This window comes from Peribacillus sp. NPDC097197, from assembly GCF_050278025.1.
In the GTDB taxonomy this organism is placed as follows: Bacteria; Bacillota; Bacilli; order Bacillales; family DSM-1321; genus Peribacillus.
Genome location: NZ_JBNNST010000009.1, coordinates 62,519 through 85,275, shown reverse-complemented (window position 1 = coordinate 85,275; position 22,757 = coordinate 62,519). Strand labels below are relative to the sequence as shown.

Genomic DNA, 22,757 nt, shown 5'->3' with positions numbered 1-22,757 from the left:
ATTTATACAATGAAATTTTCAATATTGTTCAAATGCTTACACCGTTCACTTTGAACGGTGTTTTTTTGTTTTTTTAATGGGGAACAGCGTAAACCTATGGTATACCATCCAGCAACAAACCTGCTATTTTTCGAAGTCGTTCATCTATTTTATATCTTACAATTGACCTCGATAGAATAAATGATATTTAACTAAGGAAAAACTGTTAGTAACAAAAGATAAAGAGGATTCATGGAACTTTTTTAAATATTTTCCTTTTGTGTGGAGAAGCTAACAAGAATAAATTAGGTTAGAAAGGAAATAAGTATGGATCACTTACAAATGGCAAGGGCGATGTTCGGGACTAATATGGGCGTACATATTATATTTGCCACTCTAGGTGTGGGATTACCTATGATGATGCTGGCAGCGGAATTGATGTATCAAAAGACGAAAGATCTACAATATGTGGTCATGGCTAAACGCTGGACCAAAACACTAGGGATTCTGTTGGGAGTGGGAATCCCGACAGGTACAATTGCCGGTGTGCAGCTTTCTCTTTTATGGCCTGGATTTATGGAGGTCATAGGTAGAGTTATGGCCCTTCCGTTCCAAATTGAGATTTATGCTTTTATGGTTGAGGCACTATTCATGTCCATCTATGTATATGCAGCTGAAAAAATCAGGCCATGGGCAAGAATCTTGAGTTTATCCTTTGTCGCATTTGGTGCTTTGGCTTCAGCTGTTCTTATTGCAAATGTCCATGCTTTCGAGGGGACACCTGCTGGTTTCCGGTTCGAAAATGGTGAAATCGTCGATGTGGATCCGTGGGCAGCTTTTTTCAATCCGAGTTTCTTCGTAACAGCAGGACATACGGCGCTAACTGCTTATATGACAGGAGCGTTTGCAATTGCGGCTGTTGCTGGTTATAAAATGCTTAAAAATAAGTATGGATCCACCGAATATAATTTTCACCAAAAGGCATTAAGGTTAAGTATTGTATTGGGGTTGGTCTTTTCTATCTTGACCGCACTTAATGGTCACTCGACGACCCAGCATTTATATCGGGAACAACCAGAAAAATTAGCAGCTGCGGAGGGCCTGTTCGAAACGAAGGATCATGCAGGTCTCACATTATTCGGTTGGACAGACCGAGAAGCGCGGGAAGTGAAATATGGCATAGAATTTCCTTGGGTACTGAGTATTTTGTCAGGAAATAGTTTTGATACGGTAGTTACCGGTCTGAATGATTTTCCAGAGGAATACTGGCCGCCGCTATATGTTCACACATTGTTCAATGCAATGGTGATCATTGGGGGGGGATTAATAGTACTGTCCTTGTTCGCATTAGTGTGGAATAAGGTCTTGAAGAAAGCGCGATATCCAAGGTGGCTTTTATGGTTGTTTGTGGCTTCGGGACCATTGGCCGTACTATCCATCGAATGTGGTTGGATATTCGCATGTACGGGAAGGCAACCATGGACAATTTATCGAATGCTTACCACGGCAGATTCGGTAACCACTTATGAAAATCTGGGGTACCTATTCACATTATTCATTATCGTTTACATCATATTATGTGTGTCTGTTGTATTTACACTTACCTATTATTTCAAGCGTCATTCCATAACGGATGATCTTTATAAAGCTGAACAGAAGGATGTCCAGTTATTCGATTCCAATTCATGAAAAGGAGGAATAGTGAATGAATGAAGCACTTCTAGCGATAACGCTTGTGTGGGGCTTTATTTTCTTGTATGCCATCATGGCGTCCATGGATTTTGGTGCAGGATTCTGGGCAATGATCTATATCAAGAAAGAGCATACGAATGCCACAAAGATAGCAAATAGTTATTTATCTCCGACTTGGGAAGTGACGAATACATTTGTTGTAGGTCTTGTCATTGCCATTTACAGCCTATTTCCGGGTGCTGTATTTTCTATTGGAGTTGCTTTAATTGTCCCCGCCAGTTTAATTTTACTTCTTCTTTGCATTAGAAGTGCTTTTCTCGTCTTCTCTCACAGCTTGGATAAGTATGCAAAGATGTTGACTTATATATCTGGAATAACGGGTCTCATTATACCTGGCCTATTAATCAGTGTTTTACCAATCACCCATCTTGGATTTCTCGAGAATGTAGGGGGGAACGAGGAATTAAATTTAGTTAAACTTTTCACTAGCGCAAATGAATATGCCTTTTTAGGCTTTGGTATTTTAAGTACATTGTTTCTCTCATCTTTGCTTCTGTCTGATTATTCGAAACAGGCTGATGAGCTAAAGTCGTATAAGATCTACCGCCGTGACGCAATGATTACAGGTCCATTGGTGTTAATCATGGCATTTCTCGTAATGTTCACACTGAAAAAAGAAGCATCGTGGATTTACGAAGGAATGATGGAGAACTCCACACTGCTATTGGTCTCCCTTATCTTTTTTATCATTAGCGGTGTAGCTCTTTACCTGCCCTATTTTTCCAAACAAGAGGTAAAGGGGATGCCAAGGCTCGCCGTAATATCGATTATCATCCAATATATGATAGGAAGCTATGTCTATGGGGTTGCCCATTTACCATATATCATCTATCCGAATGTCAGGATAATGGAAGCATTTACAGACCCCACTTCATTCAGGGCCGTGTTCGCTACCTATATTGTGGGATTTGCGATATTAGTTCCTGGTTTTTATTACTTCTGGTCCATTTTCATGAAAGATCAACGAAAAAAGTTCAAAAAGCGGAATATTTCGAATTAGTCAATTTGATATAAGAAAGGGAATTGCCATGAAAAAGTTAAAATTACTAAAATATTCGGTTTTAGTACTTTCAATCTTTTTAAGCTATCAAGCGGTCGAAGCACATGATAAAAATTTCCCAGAGAATGGGACCTATATCTCTTCGAAAAGGGATGTTACGGGGGATAAAAAAATTGACATAATCCAGGTCCAAGGCACACCTTTCGACAAAGGTAGCAAGTTCCTTAAAGAAATCGAGTTGCGAGTAGAAAGTAATCGCAACTCAATCAGTGTACCACTCGAAGCCGGGTATAAGCCGGAACTTTCACTGGTCGATTTGAATAAAGATGGGACACAAGATGTGCTTGTTACTGTCTTGACGGAAGGGATAGAGCGTACACTAAACTGTTATGCTTATACATTCAAAGATGGAAAGGCCAAGGATTTGGATGTTCCGCCGTCCGTTCCAATCACCGCCCAATTTCTTGATGGGTACAAAGCGGAATTTAAAATTGAAGGGAAGAAGCCTGTGATTGTAGATGTCAGTTCAAGGAAGAGAAAGTATGAAGAGTTGGGGATTTATCAGGATGGCATGTTAAATGAGTCAATGGAGTTATTGGTCCATTCATACACTTCTTTGAAACCAAAGACTATCTTTGGGAAAGGGAAGGGATTATCGGGTGTCCAATATATAATGGGAATGGATGGGAGAGATCCATTGTTAGAAATCAAATCGGTCTGGTCATATAATAAAGGGTGGAAATTGATGAAAACAGTGGTGAAACCCGTCAAGAAGAAGTAGATGTTCACCAGGGATGGGCGACTGTCATAGTATAAGGTAAACCTGTATTTTTCAAAAGGAGTATGAAGGGATGCCAGAATTTCATCCGGAAAAATTAACGGTTAAGTTTATGCCACCTACGACCCCATGTCTCCCTGTAGATGGAAGGAAATATACACTGACTCATTCTGATGAAACAGGTGATCTATACCTTACCATTGGTACGCAATATGAGTATTCTGCCTTGGATGCAAAAAAAAGAGATGAAGTGTTGGCTAATTGGGACGCATCTCTTGGTCAATATCTCTTAACGGTCAATGTGTTTGTAGATGGCTTGGAAAAAGAGTATGATCAGGCAAAAGCCCGTTATACAATCTTTCAGCAAAACCTGGATTTAGCTATTACGGCGATAATAAACGGAGATAAAGAATTTTATTGCTTTTTCCCATGGTTGATTGATTGCCCGATTCATGTTCAATTTCAATCCGTTTTCCCCGAATTCAATCAGCGTATTTTTTACGACACACCTCGATGCTATTGGGTCAATTGAATCGTTCCCCACTTATCGCTTTTCCTGAGTTAAGTGGGGGTTTCTATGTATAGATTCGAATTATCCACTAGGATTATATATTAAAAATTGACAAACTGATAATATTTGGTAAAATCTAATTAAATCCACTTCTGAACAAATCGAAAGTTTTTGTTTAATGGATTTTATGTAAGCGGATACATAAGGAGTGATGGCCTTACGGAGTTAAAAGATAAAATCATTGAAACATCACTGAACCTTTTTGAACAAAATGGATACCACGGAGTGTCTGTGAATGAAATCGTGAAAGAATGCGGAACGAGCAAGGGTGGTTTTTATCACCATTTTTCCTCTAAAGATGAGCTCTTATTTGTCATTCATGATTGCTTTATATCCTATGTTTTAACGGAAGCACAGGAAGCCACCTCAGAAAGCATACACCCTTCAGCAAAAATGCAAAAGATCATCCTATCGTTTGTTAAAGTGTTTGACCTCTATAAACCACATATTTCGGTTTTCTATCAAGAAAGCATATACCTTAAACCACCTTATGTAGAAGCAATCAAAAAAAAACGTCACCAGTATAAAGAAATTGTATTCTCGGTTATTCAAGAAGGAATTGAAAAGGGAGAATTCCGTAGCGAGTTACCGGTGGAAATTACCGGGATGTCCATCCTAGGTATGGTGAACTGGACCTACAAATGGTATAAACGGGACGGCGGAAAGACAATCGAAGAAATCGGACGAATTTATGTCGATTTAATTTTAAAGAGCCTATTAACGGAAGAATTCAAAAATGATGCAAGCATCCAACCTTATTTACTAAAGAATCAAATGGATATCGATTAAAGTTAAAGTGTTTACATTCGATACAGACCGACTAGTTGGTCTCACTATGAAAGGGGAACGAATAAATGGATTTCTCACTTACGAAAGAGCAGCAAATGATCAAGGAAATGGTAAGGGAATTCGCAGAAAAAGAGATTAAACCAATTGCTATAGAACTGGATGCGAAGTCCATGTTTGCAGAAGACGTTTTCAAAAAGATGGGGAAACTCGGGTTACTTGGTATTCCATTCCCGGAGGAATACGGGGGTTCAGGCGGTGACACGATTTCCTATGCGATTGCTGTTGAAGAAATCGGTAAAGCTTGTGGAGGGACAGGATTAAGCTATGCTGCGGCCGTTTCGCTAGGGGCGAGCCCGATTTATTACTTTGGTACCGAGGAGCAAAAGCAAAAATACCTAATCCCGATCACTACTGGTGAGACACTTGCGGCATTTGGTTTGACTGAACCGAATGCAGGTTCCGATGCGGGTGGTACGAGAACGACGGCTGTAGTGGAAGGTGATGAATATGTAATCAATGGCGAGAAGACCTGGATAACAAACGCAAGTTATTCAAGGACCATCACAGTTACAGCCGTTTCAGGAAAAGATAGCAGGGGGAAAAATATCATCTCTGCTTTCATCGTCCCAACAGATACACCGGGATTAACGATAAACAGTAATTACGAAAAAATGGGAGTGCGAGCTTCTAATACATGCGAAATCATTCTTGATAATGTACGGGTGCCAAAAAAGAATCTGTTGGGTGATCCGGAAAAGGGATTCAAACAATTCTTGTTTACCTTGGATGGAGGAAGGATTTCCATCGCTGCATTAGCAGTCGGAATAGCACAGGCGGCGTTCGACAGGGCTTTGGCGTTTTCAAAAGAACGTGTTCAGTTCGGTAAAACGATTTCCAACTTCCAAGCGATTCAGTTCAAACTGGCTGATATGGCAATGGAAATAGAATTGGCGAGAAATATGGTCTATAAAGCTGCGTGGCTAAAGGATAATAAAAAGCCATTTGCGAAAGAAGCGGCATTTGCCAAGCTTTTTGCTAGTGAAACCTCCTTCCGTACGAGCAATCAAGCGATTCAAATCCACGGAGGATCAGGTTACATGCGTGAATATGAAGTGGAGCGTTACTTAAGAGATGCGAAGCTGCTAGAGATTGGGGAAGGTACTTCCGAGATTCAAAGAATGGTAATAGCTAGACAATTGGGTTGTTGATCTTTGGAGAACTCCTGAAACTAGGGATATCCAATCTAAGAGGAGTCATGCAGATTTTATCAGATTTTATCACTTTTAAAAAAAGCGTTCATCTTACCTTTATTTGATAGGAGGAGTTTGATGTCAGATCTGCAAGATATTACGGTCGGCAAACTGCTTGAAAAGACCGCTACTGAATACGGTAGTAATGAAGCGGTGGTATATCATGAACTAGGTTTACGATATACCTATAGTGAATTCGAAAAGGTTTGTCGTCAGGCAGCGCGCGGTTTTATGTCACTTGGTATTGAGAAAGGTGAACATATGGCCATTTGGGCTACCAATAAGCCTGAATGGGTCATTTCCCAATTTTCAACCGCCAAGATGGGTGGGGTGCTCGTCACGGTCAATACGAATTACCGGACGAGTGAACTGGAATACCTCCTCCGACAATCGGATGCGACAACAATCATTTTGATGGATAAATATAGGGATCACTCCTATATAGAGACACTTTATGAGATTCTTCCTGAACTAAAGACTGCGGAGCCTGGTAAATTAAAATCTGAGAAACTACCAAAGTTGAAAAATATCATCATGCTGAGTGAAATTCGTTATCCCGGTACTTTTTCATGGGAGGATGTCCTAAGTGGAAGTAATCAGATTTCAGAGGAAATGCTCGATAATCGGATGAAGGACCTGAAGCCGGAAGATGTAATCAACATGCAATATACATCGGGTACGACGGGCTTCCCTAAAGGGGTCATGTTGACCCATTCAAATCTGGTCAATAATGGGTTGAATACTGCGTCTTGCATGAAACTCACAAATGAAGATCGGCTCTGTATCCCGGTCCCGATGTTCCACTGTTTTGGATGTTCCCTTGGGACGATGGCTTCCGTTACTGTTGGGGCTACGATGGTGCCTGTTATTGAATTCACTCCACGTACAGTACTTCAAACCGTGGAGGCAGAAAAATGTACTGCGCTTCACGGGGTACCGACGATGTTCATCGCCGAGTTGAACCTTGATGACTTCGATCAGTATGATTTGCGGTCATTGCGGACAGGAATCATGGCCGGTTCCACTTGTCCGATTGAAGTCATGAAACTTGTAGTGAATAAGATGGGGATTTCAGAAATCACGATTACGTATGGTCAAACGGAATCGTCACCAGGAATTACGATGACCCGTACAGATGATCCCATTGAACTTCGCGTTTCTTCCGTCGGTCGGGCGTTGCCAAATGTGGAAGTGAAAATCATAAATCCTGCTACCGGAGAGGAACTAGAGCGGGGCCAACAGGGAGAACTTTGTTCAAGAGGTTATCATGTCATGAAGGGGTATTATAAAAACCCAGAGGCAACGAAGGAGGCCATTGATCCGGAGGGGTGGCTTCATACAGGAGATTTAGCGGTAATGGATGAAAACGGGTATTGCAAGATAACCGGTCGCCTGAAAGATATGATAATAAGAGGTGGAGAAAACATTTACCCCAGGGAAATTGAAGAGTTTCTTTATCGGCACCCTTTAATAGTCGATGTTCAGGTCTTGGGTATACCGGATAAGAAATATGGCGAAGAGGTAACGGCATGGATCATCTTGAAAGAAGGAGAAAGCCTGACTGCAGAGGAGCTGAGGACATTCTGCAAAGGGAAAATATCTCATCATAAGATACCACGTCACATTCATTTTACGGATGTCTATCCAATGACTGCATCCGGAAAAATCCAAAAGTATAAGTTACGGGAGCAGACTCTTGATTTATTAGCGGAACGGACTAAATAAGGAGGTAATTGGATGATTAAAAAGGTTCTTATTGCAAACAGAGGTGAAATTGCTTCGCGTGTCATTCGTACTTGTAAGGAATTGGGTATAGGGACTGTTGCCGTCTATTCAGAAGCTGATTCCGAATCTCCATTTGTTTCATATGCAGATGAAGCATATCTTCTAGGAGGATCCCGCGTTCAGGAAAGTTATTTGAATGTCCCAAAAATCTTAGAAATTGCTAAAGAGGCCAAGGTTGATGCCATACATCCTGGTTATGGATTTCTTAGCGAAAATGCAGATTTTGCACGCTCATGCGAAGCAGCAGGTCTGATTTTCATCGGTCCCAATCCAGATGTCATTCAACAGATGGGCAATAAAGTAGAAGCCAGAAAAAAGATGGAACAAGCGGGGATCCCGTTAGTCCCAGGTTTTTCGCGCCCATTAATCGATAGTGCTGAGGCGGCAGCTGTTGCAGAAAAGATTGGTTATCCTATTATGCTGAAAGCGTCAGCCGGAGGCGGGGGCATCGGTATGCAGATGATTACTAACGAGGAAGAGCTCTCGAAAGCATTCGAAGGCAATCAAAAAAGGGCTCAGTTATTTTTTGGTAATGGGGATATGTTCATTGAAAAGTTAATTGAAAAACCACGTCATATCGAGATTCAAGTGCTGGCTGACAAATTTGGGAATGCCGTTTATTTATGGGAACGGGAATGTTCGGTACAAAGACGTCATCAAAAGGTCGTGGAAGAGGCCCCATCTTCTTTTCTTGATGAGGAAACAAGAAGGAAAATGGGTGAAGCGGCTATAAAAGCTGTAAAGAGCATCGGTTACCACAATGCTGGTACATTGGAATTTTTAGTTGATGCCAACAAGAAATTTTATTTCCTTGAAATGAATACACGACTTCAGGTGGAGCACCCGGTCACAGAGGAAATTACGGGTCTTGATCTTGTGGAACAGCAAATCAAAATAGCCAACGGAGAAAAACTCTCTTTTACACAAGAGGATGTTAAAAGACAGGGGCATGCCATAGAAGTGAGGATTTATGCAGAAGACCCTAAGACCTTCTATCCAGCACCAGGAACAATGACCGGTTTGTCCTTACCTGAAGGTGAAGGGATCCGTCATGAGCTCGCGGTTCAGGATAACTCGGTCGTTTCCCACTTTTATGACCCGATGATCGCCAAGTTGGTGGTTAGCGGAGCTTCTCGTGAGATTGCAATCGATAGATTAAAAGAAGCATTGAATTTATATAAAGTAGAAGGAATTAAAACGAATCTTCCCTTGCTCAAGGAAATCATTGAACATGCGGCTTTCCATAAAGGGGATACGACGACGGACTTCATCAATAAGTATATTAAAAAAATCACGGTATAAGTTGGGTGAGGCCTACTGGGTCTTATACTTTTCATTAAGAGAACAGGAGGAATTAAAATGGGAGAATTAAAAGCGAGCATGGCAGGAAGCGTTTGGAAAATCGTAGCAGGTGAGGGACAAAGTGTTGCTGACGGACAGGATATCATCATTTTGGAATCTATGAAAATGGAAATTCCCATATCAGTAGAAAAGGGGGGCACACTCAAAGAACTTAAAGTAAATGAAGGAGATTTTGTGAATGAAGGCGATGTTTTGGCCGTCATTGAATAAAGGGACGGAGGGATAGGATGAAATGGCCTGAAAGCGTAACTATTAAGGAAGTAGGCCCTCGGGATGGACTTCAGAATGAGAAGGTCATTATCCCGACGCAAAGAAAAATAGAGTGGATCGATCAGCTTTCCGAAACCGGTCTTACTTATATAGAAGCGACATCTTTTGTTCATCCTAAATGGATTCCTCAATTGGGGGATGCCTTGGAGGTAGGTAAAGGAATTAAGCGAAATCCAACTATCACATATGCGGCCCTCGTTCCGAACCGAAAGGGATTAGAGTCTGCCCTTGAAGCGAATATGGATGAAATATCGGTTTTCATGTCAGCCAGTGAAACCCATAATCTGAAGAATATTAATAAAACAATCTCTGACACATTCCCTGTTCTAAAGGAAGTCATCGATGCAGCAAAAGATTCAGGAAAGACGGTAAGAGGGTATGTTTCCACTGTGTTTGGTTGCCCTTATGAAGGACCAATTGATATCAATCAGATATTCAGGGTATGCGATCAATTATTCGAGTATGGGATCAATGAGCTATCACTAGGAGATACGATTGGTGTCGCTTCTCCTAGACAAGTGGATGTTTTCCTAGAGCAAGCGGTGAAACGGTATGACAAGGACAGTCTGGCCCTCCATTTCCATGATACTAGAGGGATGGCCCTTGCCAATGTCCTCAAATCTTTGGACTATGGAATTGACACGTTCGACTCGGCGCTAGGAGGGCTTGGGGGATGCCCATATGCACCGGGTGCGAGTGGAAATGTGGCCACAGATGATCTAGTTCACATGCTTCATAATATGGGCATTGATACGGGAATCGACTCCAAAAAACTGATCCAGTCAGCCTCTATGATGCAATCCTGTTTGGAAAAGCCTTTACCTAGCCATCAGATGGCCATTTACAACGCACAATAAACGCACGAGAGGTGAAGTAATGTTATCGAATGTAAAGGTTAGCCATGAGGAAAATGGAATAGCCATTGTGACATTGAATAGGCCGGATGCAGCCAATGCGTTATCCAGGGAACTTCTTCATAATTTATATGAAACTCTGAATGAATTGAAAATGCTGTCCAATCTTCGGACAGTGATTTTAACAGGGGCTGGAAATAAGGCTTTTTGCGCAGGCGCAGATTTAAAGGAACGGGCTGGGATGAATGAGGCGGAAGTCAAGGAAACGCTTAAACTGATCGGTGACACGATATCGGCAGTTGAAAGTCTTCCGGTTCCTGTCATCGCTGCGATTAATGGATCCGCTTTTGGTGGAGGTCTCGAGTTAGCTCTAGCGTGTGATATTCGTATTGCATCAAGCACAGCAAAGATGGGGCTAACGGAAACCTCACTTGGCATTATTCCGGGGGGCGGGGGGACCCAGCGTCTCCCTAGGATTGTTGGCATAGCGACAGCTAAAGAACTGATTTATACGGCAAGGAGACTGGACGCCGAAACAGCAAAACAGATGAGAATCATCAGCCAGGTGGTCGATTCCGAGCTCTTGCTTGAAGCAGCAAGAACACTGGCGAAGGAAATCGCTGTCAACGCCCCTTTGGCCCTGCGAGCTGCAAAAATGTCGATCAACCAGGGAGTAGAAACAGATTTAAAGACGGGGCTGCAAATCGAACAGGACTGTTATCAAACGACGCTACGAACCCATGACCGATTGGAGGGTCTGACGGCCTTCAAGGAAAAACGCAAACCGATATTTACTGGTCATTAACTTCAGTTGAAGGAGGAAGATAAATGGTAACAACCGATAAACTAAGTGAACATGTTGAAAAAATAAGTAAGGGCGGTTTGGAGAAATATCATCAAAAAAATGCAGAAAAAGGGAAGCTGTTCGTCCGTGAAAGATTAGAGCTGTTATTTGACGATGGAATAGATATTGAGGATGCCTTTTTTGCCAATTGTACGAGTGATGGCCTTCCGGCAGATGGAGTTGTCACAGGGATTGGAAAAATCAATGGCCAGACGGTATGTGTCATGGCCAATGATTCAACTGTGAAAGCCGGATCATGGGGAGCAAGAACGGTTGAAAAAATCATCCGTATTCAAGAGACGGCCGATAAGTTACAGGTACCCCTTCTGTATTTAGTGGATTCAGCAGGTGCCCGTATCACGGATCAAGTCGAAATGTTCCCAGGACGCCGTGGGGCTGGGCGGATCTTTTATAATCAAGTAAAACTGTCCGGTAAAGTACCACAGATTTGCCTCCTGTTCGGTCCTTCAGCCGCTGGTGGGGCATATATTCCAGCTTTTTGCGATATTGTTGTCATGGTTGAAGGAAATGCGTCGATGTACTTAGGTTCACCGAGAATGGCTGAAATGGTCATCGGAGAAAAAGTGACCGAGGAGGAAATGGGAGGAGCAAAAATGCATTGTTCCGTTTCAGGTTGTGGCGATGTTCTGGTACAGTCAGAACAAGAATCAATTGCCTTTGCCCGTCGGTACTTAAGTTATTTTCCAGGGAATTATCAACAAAAGCCAAAAGCGTGCCAATCAGAATTGCCTGCTGATTTTGAAAAAACGATTGAAGATTTGATTCCCAAAAATCAGAATGCACCATTCAATATGTATGACTTAATCGACAGGATCATAGACCGTGACTCATTTTGTGAAATTAAGAAGTTATTCGCACCTGAATTGATTACAGGTCTCGCCCGATTGAATGGTCAATCAATCGGGATCATCGCTAACCAGCCACGAGTCAAAGGGGGGGTATTATTCCATGATTCGGCTGATAAGGCAGCCAAGTTCATTAACTTATGTGATGCGTTCCATATCCCGCTACTGTTTCTTACGGATATTCCAGGTTTCATGATTGGTACCAAGGTGGAACAAGCGGGCATCATTCGACACGGCGCAAAAATGATTTCTGCCATGAGTGAAGCTACAGTACCAAAGATTTCTGTAGTGGTCCGAAAAGCTTATGGAGCTGGATTGTATGCAATGGCCGGTCCCGCTTTCGAACCGGATTGTGTATTAGCTTTACCGACCGCATTAATTGCCGTTATGGGTGCGGAAGCTGCTGTTAATGCAGTCTACGCGAATAAAATTAACGCATTGGAAGCAGAAGAACGGCCTGCTTTTATTCAACAAAAACGAGAAGAATATAATAAAGATATCGATATCTATCGTTTGGCTTCCGAGATGATTGTCGACGCAATCATCCAGCCTAATGATTTGCGTGATGAATTAAGTAATCGTTTTGAAGCATATAGTAGTAAACAGCTAACATTTACTGATCGGAAACACGGGGTGTATCCGGTTTAATTAATCACTATTAATAAAAGCACCTTTATTAATAGTGGTAATGCTCATTAAAATGTGATGTGAGAATACCTCCACTACTAGCTTGATAAGTGGGGGTATTCCTATGTCTTGGAAATACCTCCCTTTACTATATATTCGTTTTTAACGAATATAACATCGTACAGTACCCTTCAGCCCGGTTCCTTCGCTTCTATTATTTTCCAATCCAAAAATCTATTCAATAATCTTCATATAATTTTCACAGAGACGATAAATAGGTATAAGACGTACTCATCCTACTGTTCTTAAATCATATAATGAGGTGAAACATCTTGATTAATATATTTCAAGGTAAATCTATAAAAACATCGCTAATTAAGTTGTTATTTGTTTTAATAGCATGTTTGTTACTATTCAATCTGGCAACATTATACTATGATTCTTCCAAATCCATTGAACAAACCTTTAAGGAAACAGGTATACAAGACGCAACAAGGGTAGCTTCAAATATCGATCCAGTCCTCTACCAGAAATTTCTTGATGAGCCCCAAGTCAATGACACATACACTCAACTTTTAAAACAATTTAATGATTATAGAGATAAAACCGGAGCGCTTTATGTATATACATATGCAGCGGAAGACAACAAGGTCAAAATTATGATCAACGGTTTAGATTCTGGTGAAGTGTCACCCATTGGTGAAATTTTAAAGACGATTACTTATGAAGAGATATCACCTGTCTTGATGGGTGAAAATGTTAGCATGGATATCGTAAAAGATGAAAAATTCGGAAACTATATGTCATCTTTCGCCCCCATTAAAGACAAAGAAGGAAAGGTCATAGGCATTCTCGGTGTCGATACGGAGGCCGAAACGATTAAATCGATTAAAAATGGCGTACTATCCAGCCTTTTACCGATTGTCATTGCAATTTCGATTATTTTTACTGTACTCATACTGGGAATCGTCTACTATTATCTTGGTAAGAAGCTTAATCCTCTAAAGCGACTAGGGGATATTGCAAATGCTATTACGAAGGGGCAGCTTGAAGAGGCCTCGACATTAACGCGGGAAAATAGAATACAATCTACTGATGAAATAGGATTACTCTATACGTCTTTTGAAAAAATGACGGAGACTTTATCTGAAATGATACAAAAAATGCATGGTCTATCATCATCATTACACGAGCAGAGTAGTAAATTGAATAATTCCTCTAACGAAGTAAATGAAGGGACAACTCAAGTGTCTATCACGATGGATGAAATGGCGGTTGGTGCAGAGTCTCAAGCTAACTTAGCCTCTACACTTTCGGTGGATATGAGAGAGTTTTCCGAAATCATTGCCGCAACAAATAAGCAAGGTCAAGAAATTACACAGTCAACAGAGGTAGTAATTAATGATTCACAGACTGGCATGGAATTAATGAGCTCATCAATAGAAAAAATGCAGGAAATCTATAATATTGTCTCGAAGTCAGTGAATCAGGTAAAAACTTTGGAATCCCAAAATAAAGAAGTAACCACGCTTGTCACGCTCATTAGCAATATAGCTGATCAAACGAATTTACTTGCTTTAAATGCAGCGATTGAAGCGGCTCGAGCAGGAGAGCAGGGTAAAGGATTTGCGGTGGTAGCGGATGAAGTAAGGAAACTTGCAGAACAAGTTTCTGATTCTGTAAACGGCATTTCTACAATAGTCAGTAACGTTAATAATAACTCAAAAAACATGGTGGAAATCCTTACATCTGGCTTAGAGAAAGTGGATGAGGGAAGAGGAAACCTTCATAAGACAGGTGAAACCTTCGATGATATTTCTACGGAATTGTCCACTATGAATGTATTGGTTCATTCCATGGCAAAACAGTTAATCCTGTTGACAAATAAAGAAGAAAAAATGAAAGGGTCCATTGAAGAAGTTGCGGCCATATCTGAGGAAAATGCTGCTGGTATCGAGGAAGTATCAGCATCTGCTCAAGAAATTAACGCAATGACTGGAGAGATGAAACAGTTAGTTTCCAATTTGGCCGTTGCTTCTGAAGATTTAGAAGAAATGAGTAATCAATACTCAGTTTAAGAATTCAATAAGAGACTGTCCCTTAAATGAGACAGTCTCTTTCTTGTATGTCAACAATTTTACTACTGTAAAGCTACGAGTCAACTTTCAGAAGCAATAGAAAATAATTATCCTTAAAAATGGAAATAATTAAATGTTAAATGTTGCAAAAAAGTGAAAACGAGAGTATTATAATTAGTAATTAAGGATTTACTAATTACTCATCCATTTATTTAAAAGAAAGAAAGTGAGAGCTGCCATGGTTCAGCAAGGTAAAAAGAAATATATCACTCCAGATGGATACACTGCAGACATTGCTATCTTTACGATAACGGCTAAAAAAACCGAGAAAAAAGCACCACCTGAAATGTTCTTGAAACTATTATTAATTAAACGAGCGACTACAGATAAGGAAGGAAATCCAAATGTTGAAGGCAATAAATGGGCCTTGCCCGGTGGCTTTGTAAATGCTAATGAAACGGCCTATGAAGCCGCACAAAGGGAGTTAAATGAAGAAACTGGAGTCTCAGGACTTCAAGTGAAACATTTTGGTATGTATGACCAACCGGGCCGTGATCCGAGAGGGTGGATCATCTCAAATGCTTTTTATGCAATTGTTCAGGAGAAATTTCTCCATCAAAGGAAGGCCAACGATGATGCCGCAGAGGTCGACTTATTTACGATTAAGGAAGTCTTACAACTGGATTTGGCTTTTGATCATTATAAAATCATTAATGAAGCGATTGAACTACTGAAAAAAGAAATGATGCAAACGACCATTGCAAAAAACTTCTTGCCGGATGAATTTACGCTTTCGGAGCTACAACGAGTTCTATTGACAGTACGGGATGATGCAAAAATCAGCGCAGATTCATTGTTTTTTTCTAAAGCTCCAAAGCTCCCATTCTTGGAAAAGGTTTTGGATGAAAAGGGATTACAGAAGAAAACGAAACGTAATTCATTTCGTCCCTCACAACTTTACCGATTTAATGCTGAGATAGTCACGGACTCGATTTATTATTGAGGAGGAATGAAAAATGGGTAAAAAAGCATTGATTAATATCGATTATACGAATGACTTTGTAGCCGATCATGGTGCATTGACTTGTGGTAAGCCTGGTCAGGAGATAGAAGATGCACTTGTCAGTATTACAAAAGAGTTTATTAGACAAGGCGATTATACAGTTTTTGCGATCGATCTTCATGAAAAAGGAGACGGTTATCATCCTGAAGCGGATTTGTTTCCCCCTCATAATATTCGGGGTACAATTGGTAGAGATTTATATGGAAAGCTTAAAGATGAATATGAAATCAATAAAAATCTAATAAATGTACATTATATGGATAAGACACGCTATTCGGCCTTTGCAGGCACGGACCTGCATATCAAACTCAGGGAGCGGGATATTTCAGATGTATACCTAGTCGGAGTATGCAGTGATATATGCATTCTTCACACAGCCATGGATGCTTACAATTTAGGTTATAATATTTTCATTTATGAAAATGCAATCGCTTCATTTAATCAGACAGGACACGATTGGGCACTTACCCATTTCGAAGGGGTCTTAGGCGCAACGATCATAAAGTAACGTCACAGAAAAAAAGGGAGGTACCGCTTCTCTTTTGGGAGGAACTATCATGGAAAACAAATATAATGACGATAGCTACGCGCTACACACTGATCTATACCAAATCAATATGGCTCAAACATATTGGGAGGATAATGCCCATAACAGAAAGGCAGTATTTGAAATTTTTTTTAGAAAGCTTCCTTTCAATAGTGGGTATGCAATTTTTGCGGGACTAGAAAAGATTGTCCATTATCTTCAGAACTTTAGCTTTTCAGAAAGCGATATTGAATACCTGAAAAAAGAATTGCATTACGAAGAGGACTTTTTGAATTATTTGCAGAATATTTCATTTACTGGGACGATACGTTGCATGAAGGAAGGCGAGCTTGTATTTGCCAACGAACCGATATTACGTGTAGAGGCACCTCTTGGTGAAGCACAACTCATTGAAACGGCGTTGCTGAACATTGTGAACTATCACACACTCGTTGCTACGAAAGCTTCACGAATTAAGCAGGTTATTGGCGATGAGTCTGCACTGGAATTCGGATCACGCCGTGCACAAGAAATGGACGCAGCCATTTGGGGAGCACGTGCTGCCTATATCGCCGGGTTTGATTCCACAAGCAACGTCCGTGCAGGAAAGCTATTCGGAATACCGGTATCAGGCACACATGCACATTCTATGATCCAAGCTTATAAAGACGAATACACAGCATTTCATAAATACGCAAGCTCTCATAAAGACTGTGTGTTCTTGGTCGATACCTATGATACATTGCGTTCAGGCATACCAAATGCCATCCGCGTTGCTAAAGAATTGGGGGACAAAATCAATTTCATCGGAGTCCGTCTTGATAGCGGGGATCTAGCTTACCTTTCAAAAGAAGCACGACGCATGCTTGATTCAGCTGGTTTCCCAGATGCAAAAGTTGTAGCATCGAATGATTTGGATGAATATACGATTATCAACCTGAAGCAACAAGGAGCGCGGATTGATATTTGGGGTATCGGTACAAAATTGATCACCGCTTTTGACCAACCTGCATTGGGTGCCGTTTATAAAATGGTTTCAATAGAAGATGAAAGCGGGAATATGAGAGATACCATCAAAATTTCTTCCAACCCTGAAAAGGTAACGACACCTGGTCTTAAACGGATCTATCGGATCATTAATAAGGTCAACCACCATGCAGAAGGTGATTACTTGGCGATGGAATTTGAAAAGCCACAGGAACAGGAAAAACTAAAAATGTTTCATCCCGTGCACACTTTCTTAAGTAAATTTGTCACAGATTTCGATGCAATTGACCTGCACGAAGACATTTTTGTAAATGGTACATTAACGTACGAATTGCCATCGATTGATGAAATTAAAGCTTTTACGTTAAGAAACATTCAAGTATTGTGGCCAGAATACTTAAGGGCCTTAAATCCGGAAGAATACCCCGTCGACCTGAGCCAGGAATGTTGGGATAATAAAATGAGAAATATAGATGAAGTGAAAGCCAATGTGGATAGAAAGCTTACAAAATAACGAATCTATTTGGGAAGAGGGGTTATACAGTGCGTCCATTACAAAAAGAAATCATAGAAAAATTACTTGTTCAACCAACGATCAATCCAGAAATTGAATTCCGGAAGAGCGTCGATCTTCTAAAGAACTACTTGAAGAAGAATTCATTTCTAAAAAGTTTCGTCCTTGGAATTTCAGGTGGTCAGGACTCAACCATAGCTGGCTACATGGCCCAAGTAGCGATCAATGAATTGAATCAAGAGTTGAAGACCACCGAGTATACATTTATCGCTGTCAGCCTCCCCTACGGTATCCAGGCTGACGAAGAAGATAGGCAGCTAGCTCTGAAATTTATCAAGCCAAGCATGACCGTAACCGTCAACATTAAGGGCGCGGTTGACGCATCTGTACGTGCAGTAGAGGAAGCGACAGGAAAAAAATTGACACACTTCCTAAGAGGCAATGCAAAGGCACGCGAGAGAATGAAGGTCCAATATGATTTAGCAGGACTGTATAAAGGTGTAGTCCTCGGTACAGATCATGCAGCAGAAGCCATCACGGGATTCTTTACCAAACATGGAGATGGTGCAGCTGATATCATTCCGCTTTACCGTTTGAATAAAAGACAGGGCAAAGAAATCCTGAAATTCGTGGGAGCACCTGAACGACTATATATGAAAATTCCAACAGCCGATTTAGAAGATGATAAACCATTGATTCCTGATGAAGTTGCCCTAGGGGTAAGTTATGATGAAATTGACGACTACCTAGAAGGTAAAGATATTAGGACAGAAGCGGCCGAAATCATTGAAGGCTGGTATACAAAAACGGAACACAAACGAAATGAAGCCATTAATGTGTATGATACATGGTGGAAATGATAGTAAAAGGTAGCCATACTAGATAATGACTCAATATAGAGCCCCAAAAAAACCGTACAACTCTTTTAACTAAGAGTGTGCGGTTTTTTTGACTCAGTCGGGATTACTGAAGAGGAATACTATGAAGATAAAAACTTCACATATAAGGAAGATGATTTATTGATTATTTCATAGTACAAAATGTCCATTTATTAACTTTAAAGCCATTTATAGAATCCTTAATGGTAAGCGATTAGAACAAGGAGCGATGATAAAATGAGTATCGATGTAAGCGTTTCCCCTCTGTATGCGATTTTTGGAATATTGGACATAGTTCTTCGGTTAATAGCTATACCTGCAATTATATACGGTATATATTTATTACGTAAAATATCAAAAAGATAGTTTTAAGAGTCGATTGCTTAAAAAGCTGATCCCGATTCTTTTTAATATAATTATGAAGTTAAACAAAGAAAAGCAATATGATACAGCCTACCAATGTGATGCAGGTGGCAAATTATTACAAGATGAGCACAAAATATGAATGAAGCACAGCCCATAACAAGTGTTCAAACACCTATGTCGAAAATGGTTTGAGTTTAACCAAAAAGTGGGTGATACAACTCATGAATACTTCTATACCGATGAAGTGTTGGATATGGAAGTTGTAAAGAAAAAAGGGTTTATATTAACCATAACTCAGAGCACGGAACATTTTAGCCCTAGATCCACATCCAGGAGACGATGAGGAGCCGTTGTCACAGAATGGGTATACGTATGGGAATAATTATCCGGTTATGAATGTGAATCCGAACGGTAATGTAGCTTGGATGGTAGTAGGCGCAATTACAGGAGGTTTAGTTGCGTGGTTAACTTATAAATTAGAAGCTTAACTTGAAATATGAAGATATACACGTAGTAGTTTAATAACGAAGGCACAGATGCTCGCTTATGTGCGATAAATAGAGGATTATTAAAAAAGGCAATAAAGTATGGGTATCTAACATCAAAAGAGGCAAACAAACTTTATATAGGATAACGAAGGATTTGAAAATAGAACCTTACTCCATGAGGATAGGTTCTATTTAGGTAAGGTTTGTGTGAATATAAGTTTCTAATAGTTAGAATATTTAAACTTCTACTGCTATCATAAATACATTTTGGTTTTGGTCGATAAAAAACAAGGGTTCTTTTATACTGAGTAACAAATTTTTATTAATTTAATATTATTCAAAAAAGACTCATATTTAACTTATAATTGAAAGGTGTGCAACGATGAAAATGGGTCTTTATTCTTTACAACCGCAGTTGGAAGCTTTTGTATCAATCGCACCACTCCTTAACGAGTTAATGCCTGAAGACATTACAATTGGTGTATGCGATACGGAAAAGTTTTTGTTAAGTGTACCGGGCAAGACTTTTTCTCTTGGTATCGAGCCGGGCTATCCACTTCAAAAAAATGATGCTATTACGGAAGCCATTAGAACTGGAAGAACTGTAAGAGTTTTTGTACCAGAAGAAGTTTTCGGTGTCCCGATTATTGCAAGTGCAATCCCTCTTTTTGATGAAAAGAGACAGGTGATTGGCGGAATTGGACTTGGTGCAAGTATGGAGCAATATCATGCATTGTTTGGAATTGCTTCTAAATTATCAAAAGCAGTCGAACAAGTAACCGGGACAATTGAAGAGCTTGCTGCCAGCACTATTGTTTTATCCGAGAGCATGCAGCATATTTCCAATCAATCGAGTTCTGTTTTGCAAAGTGTTAGTGAAATCGAGAAAGTGTCTAAGATGGTAAGGGAAGTCTCTGATCTTAGCAATATTCTAGGTTTGAATGCCTCAATCGAAGCAGCCAGGGCTGGAGAGTTTGGGCGAGGGTTTTCTGTAGTTGCAAATGAAATCAGAAAATTGGCGGGTAATTCCAGAAGTCATACAGAGGTAATAAAGAAATCGGTCAACAATATTGAAGATCTGATTAAAACCCTAAGTACCTCCATTACGTCCATAAATGAAGAAACAGAAAATCAATCGGCGGTAACAGAAGAAATTTCAGCAACCATGATGGACATCAGTTCTCATGCAAGTTATTTGGCAGAAATGGCACAGGATATGTTAAAGGGAAAATGATAAAATAAAAATCACTGCATTGAACTGTATCCAATTGATAGACATCCATTTAACAATTGGCGCTGCAGTTTTTTGTCTATTTTCTGCAGAAAAAACCACAGGTTGTTGAACGATATACCTGAAGAAAGATAGAAAAAACCAAATATTAGTGGAAGGCTCTATTGAAGCGCTTCATAATGAAATTGAGTGTTTACATATGGAAACGATACATGAAAAAATTGACTGCTTTAATTCAAAATAAGGAAAAATCACCAAATAGGACAAGCACCAATAGTCTAAGAGTTAAGGTATAAATCCGTTGACTGACTCGTAAAGCTGGGAGTCCGCGTAGTACGTATTATGATTTAGTGAAGTGTATGAATTGTTCCATTCCAAATGTTGATGTAAAGGTGGAAATTAAAGCTATTTATGAGGAACATAAAATACAATTATTTAGAGGGGCAATAGGGAAAGCCACACCCAATATCCTAATTCTATAGCAGTCGCCCCCTAACGAAAAGTTCCTAACCGCTTTCTGGATGGTAAGATAAAGGAGGGAGAAAAATGCGTACATTTGATTACGAAGTGAGTGAATCCATAGAAAAGGATGAAGTATTGGATAGGATCTATAATCCTCCAATAGATCTTATATACTTTTTTAGAGATGATTCAAATAATGGTTTAACCTATACTTTTCTATTGAATACTGTGAACTTCCCTTTCTTTATTGTAATGAATGATGGCATGGGTTTTTATGAAGATTTTGAACACTTAAAACTATCCAAGCTGGTTCATTTAAATGATATAGAAAATATAAGCTTGAAAGTTTTCCAAGTACAAAGTAATAGGGATTTAAAGTTATTGATGCCTTATATACTTTTTTGTATTACCAATGGATGTTACGGGTTAGTATGTGATTGTCAACAGATGCATCTTCATAAGATTATTTCGTACAATATGGAGGATAATTATAAACTTAAAAACAATACTGATTTAGATCCAAACGCAACGATTTACTTACTCTCAGATGTCGGGATAAGGATTTATAGCAATGATATGGTTTTAGGTAATATAAGCAAAATAAATCTATTAATAAATGAAGCATTTAATTGAACGCTTATCTAACTTTACAACGAATCAACCGAAGATATCCAAATACGTTTCAAGTTATAAATAATAGTCCAAAAGATTTATGTTATTTCTTCCAAAACCGTTTTCAAATGGTATAATAGGTAACTGTAATGAGAATGATGTATTAGTAAACTGGTAGAAAAGCCATGTGTACGGGAGTAATAATATAATAGAAAAGGTGAGATAAGTGAAAGTTAATTTAAAGCATCCAGAAACGAATATGGTTAAAACAGTGAAAGTGGGTTTTAGCTGGACAGTATTTTTCTTTAGTTTTTTACCTCCTCTTTTTAGAGGAGATTGGAAATGGGGGATTATCATATTTTTAGCTGCATCTTTTACCTTCGGTTTTACTGGTCTTATATTCATGTTTATTTATAATAAAATTTATTTGAATGAGTTATTAGAAAAAGGATACGTAGCTGTGGATGATCTTTCTGAAACGATTTTAAAAGATAGAGGGTTTATTGCAAGTTAAGTAATGATATTCCTAGGATAAATTAAGTCACCATAGCGGTGGCTTTTTCTTATGCTAACAGTAATTTTCACTAGTTAGCCGGGGTTTTTCAAACTATTATTTATGATAGGTTCTACACCAGCGTGTCCCTATGAACCAAGAATAATTAGTTAATAAAATCGTATAATATCTTCCAAAATAGTCCTCGATAGAATACATAATAAAAATACAAGAGGTAATAAGATGTTTTATAGCATAGGGGATCCACACATCTAAGTTAAAATTTAGTAGATAATTAAATGTTCCATGGAGGAAACTGAATTAAAACTTAC

The 22,757-nt window shown here is 39.6% G+C and carries 21 protein-coding genes; all 21 read left to right on the top strand.

Annotation, left to right across the window (positions count from 1 at the left end; translation table 11 throughout):
* The first annotated feature begins 306 nt into the window (after positions 1–306).
* A complete protein-coding gene (locus ACQKL6_RS13500; protein WP_402872725.1) occupies positions 307–1,668 on the top strand; it encodes a cytochrome ubiquinol oxidase subunit I in 1,362 nt (453 codons plus the stop codon).
* A 16-nt stretch (positions 1,669–1,684) separates the two neighbouring features.
* Entirely contained in the window at positions 1,685–2,731 is a 1,047-nt protein-coding gene (locus ACQKL6_RS13495; protein ID WP_402872728.1) for a cytochrome d ubiquinol oxidase subunit II, read from the top strand.
* Positions 2,732–2,759: 28 nt separating this feature from the next.
* Positions 2,760–3,512, top strand: a complete 753-nt coding sequence (locus ACQKL6_RS13490) for a hypothetical protein (protein ID WP_427651271.1) — start codon at positions 2,760–2,762, stop codon at positions 3,510–3,512.
* Positions 3,513–3,582: 70 nt separating this feature from the next.
* Positions 3,583–4,041, top strand: coding sequence for a staygreen family protein (locus tag ACQKL6_RS13485; RefSeq protein ID WP_427651270.1), 459 nt, complete (start codon positions 3,583–3,585; stop codon positions 4,039–4,041).
* Positions 4,042–4,191: 150 nt separating this feature from the next.
* Positions 4,192–4,869: a TetR/AcrR family transcriptional regulator gene (locus ACQKL6_RS13480; protein WP_427651269.1), complete on the top strand. Its 678-nt coding sequence runs from the start codon at positions 4,192–4,194 to the stop codon at positions 4,867–4,869.
* Between the two features lie 65 nt (positions 4,870–4,934).
* Positions 4,935–6,077 carry an acyl-CoA dehydrogenase gene (locus tag ACQKL6_RS13475; protein WP_402872737.1) on the top strand — a complete coding sequence of 381 codons (1,143 nt, stop codon included), beginning with the start codon at positions 4,935–4,937 and terminating at the stop codon, positions 6,075–6,077.
* 120 nt (positions 6,078–6,197) lie between these two features.
* The gene (locus tag ACQKL6_RS13470) at positions 6,198–7,844 is read left to right on the top strand and encodes an AMP-binding protein (protein ID WP_427651268.1); all 1,647 of its coding nucleotides are present in this window, start codon (positions 6,198–6,200) and stop codon (positions 7,842–7,844) included.
* 12 nt (positions 7,845–7,856) lie between these two features.
* A complete protein-coding gene (locus ACQKL6_RS13465) occupies positions 7,857–9,206 on the top strand; it encodes an acetyl-CoA carboxylase biotin carboxylase subunit (protein WP_402989471.1) in 1,350 nt (449 codons plus the stop codon).
* A gap of 57 nt (positions 9,207–9,263) precedes the next feature.
* On the top strand, positions 9,264–9,476 hold the full coding sequence (locus ACQKL6_RS13460; RefSeq protein ID WP_402872747.1) for an acetyl-CoA carboxylase biotin carboxyl carrier protein subunit: 213 nt from the start codon (positions 9,264–9,266) through the stop codon (positions 9,474–9,476).
* A 17-nt stretch (positions 9,477–9,493) separates the two neighbouring features.
* Positions 9,494–10,393 (top strand): hydroxymethylglutaryl-CoA lyase, encoded by a 900-nt coding sequence (locus ACQKL6_RS13455; protein ID WP_427651267.1) that lies wholly within the window; start codon positions 9,494–9,496, stop codon positions 10,391–10,393.
* 19 nt (positions 10,394–10,412) lie between these two features.
* Positions 10,413–11,195 carry an enoyl-CoA hydratase gene (locus ACQKL6_RS13450; RefSeq protein WP_402989464.1) on the top strand — a complete coding sequence of 261 codons (783 nt, stop codon included), beginning with the start codon at positions 10,413–10,415 and terminating at the stop codon, positions 11,193–11,195.
* A gap of 23 nt (positions 11,196–11,218) precedes the next feature.
* Positions 11,219–12,748, top strand: a complete 1,530-nt coding sequence (locus tag ACQKL6_RS13445) for an acyl-CoA carboxylase subunit beta (protein ID WP_402989461.1) — start codon at positions 11,219–11,221, stop codon at positions 12,746–12,748.
* Between the two features lie 311 nt (positions 12,749–13,059).
* Positions 13,060–14,805: a methyl-accepting chemotaxis protein gene (locus ACQKL6_RS13440; RefSeq protein WP_427651266.1), complete on the top strand. Its 1,746-nt coding sequence runs from the start codon at positions 13,060–13,062 to the stop codon at positions 14,803–14,805.
* Positions 14,806–15,043: 238 nt separating this feature from the next.
* Positions 15,044–15,808, top strand: a complete 765-nt coding sequence (locus ACQKL6_RS13435; RefSeq protein WP_402989455.1) for an NUDIX domain-containing protein — start codon at positions 15,044–15,046, stop codon at positions 15,806–15,808.
* A gap of 13 nt (positions 15,809–15,821) precedes the next feature.
* Complete coding sequence (locus ACQKL6_RS13430; RefSeq protein WP_402989452.1) at positions 15,822–16,376, top strand: cysteine hydrolase family protein; 555 nt, start codon at positions 15,822–15,824, stop codon at positions 16,374–16,376.
* Positions 16,377–16,425: 49 nt separating this feature from the next.
* Entirely contained in the window at positions 16,426–17,895 is a 1,470-nt protein-coding gene (locus ACQKL6_RS13425) for a nicotinate phosphoribosyltransferase (RefSeq protein ID WP_402989449.1), read from the top strand.
* 29 nt (positions 17,896–17,924) lie between these two features.
* Positions 17,925–18,755: an ammonia-dependent NAD(+) synthetase gene (gene nadE / locus ACQKL6_RS13420; RefSeq protein ID WP_427651264.1), complete on the top strand. Its 831-nt coding sequence runs from the start codon at positions 17,925–17,927 to the stop codon at positions 18,753–18,755.
* A 734-nt stretch (positions 18,756–19,489) separates the two neighbouring features.
* Positions 19,490–19,627 (top strand): hypothetical protein, encoded by a 138-nt coding sequence (locus ACQKL6_RS13415; protein ID WP_402989443.1) that lies wholly within the window; start codon positions 19,490–19,492, stop codon positions 19,625–19,627.
* A 382-nt stretch (positions 19,628–20,009) separates the two neighbouring features.
* Positions 20,010–20,861, top strand: a complete 852-nt coding sequence (locus tag ACQKL6_RS13410) for a methyl-accepting chemotaxis protein (RefSeq protein ID WP_402989440.1) — start codon at positions 20,010–20,012, stop codon at positions 20,859–20,861.
* Between the two features lie 543 nt (positions 20,862–21,404).
* Positions 21,405–21,953, top strand: a complete 549-nt coding sequence (locus ACQKL6_RS13405) for a hypothetical protein (RefSeq protein ID WP_427591901.1) — start codon at positions 21,405–21,407, stop codon at positions 21,951–21,953.
* Between the two features lie 205 nt (positions 21,954–22,158).
* Entirely contained in the window at positions 22,159–22,446 is a 288-nt protein-coding gene (locus ACQKL6_RS13400) for a hypothetical protein (RefSeq protein WP_402872776.1), read from the top strand.
* The last annotated feature ends 311 nt before the right edge of the window (positions 22,447–22,757 follow it).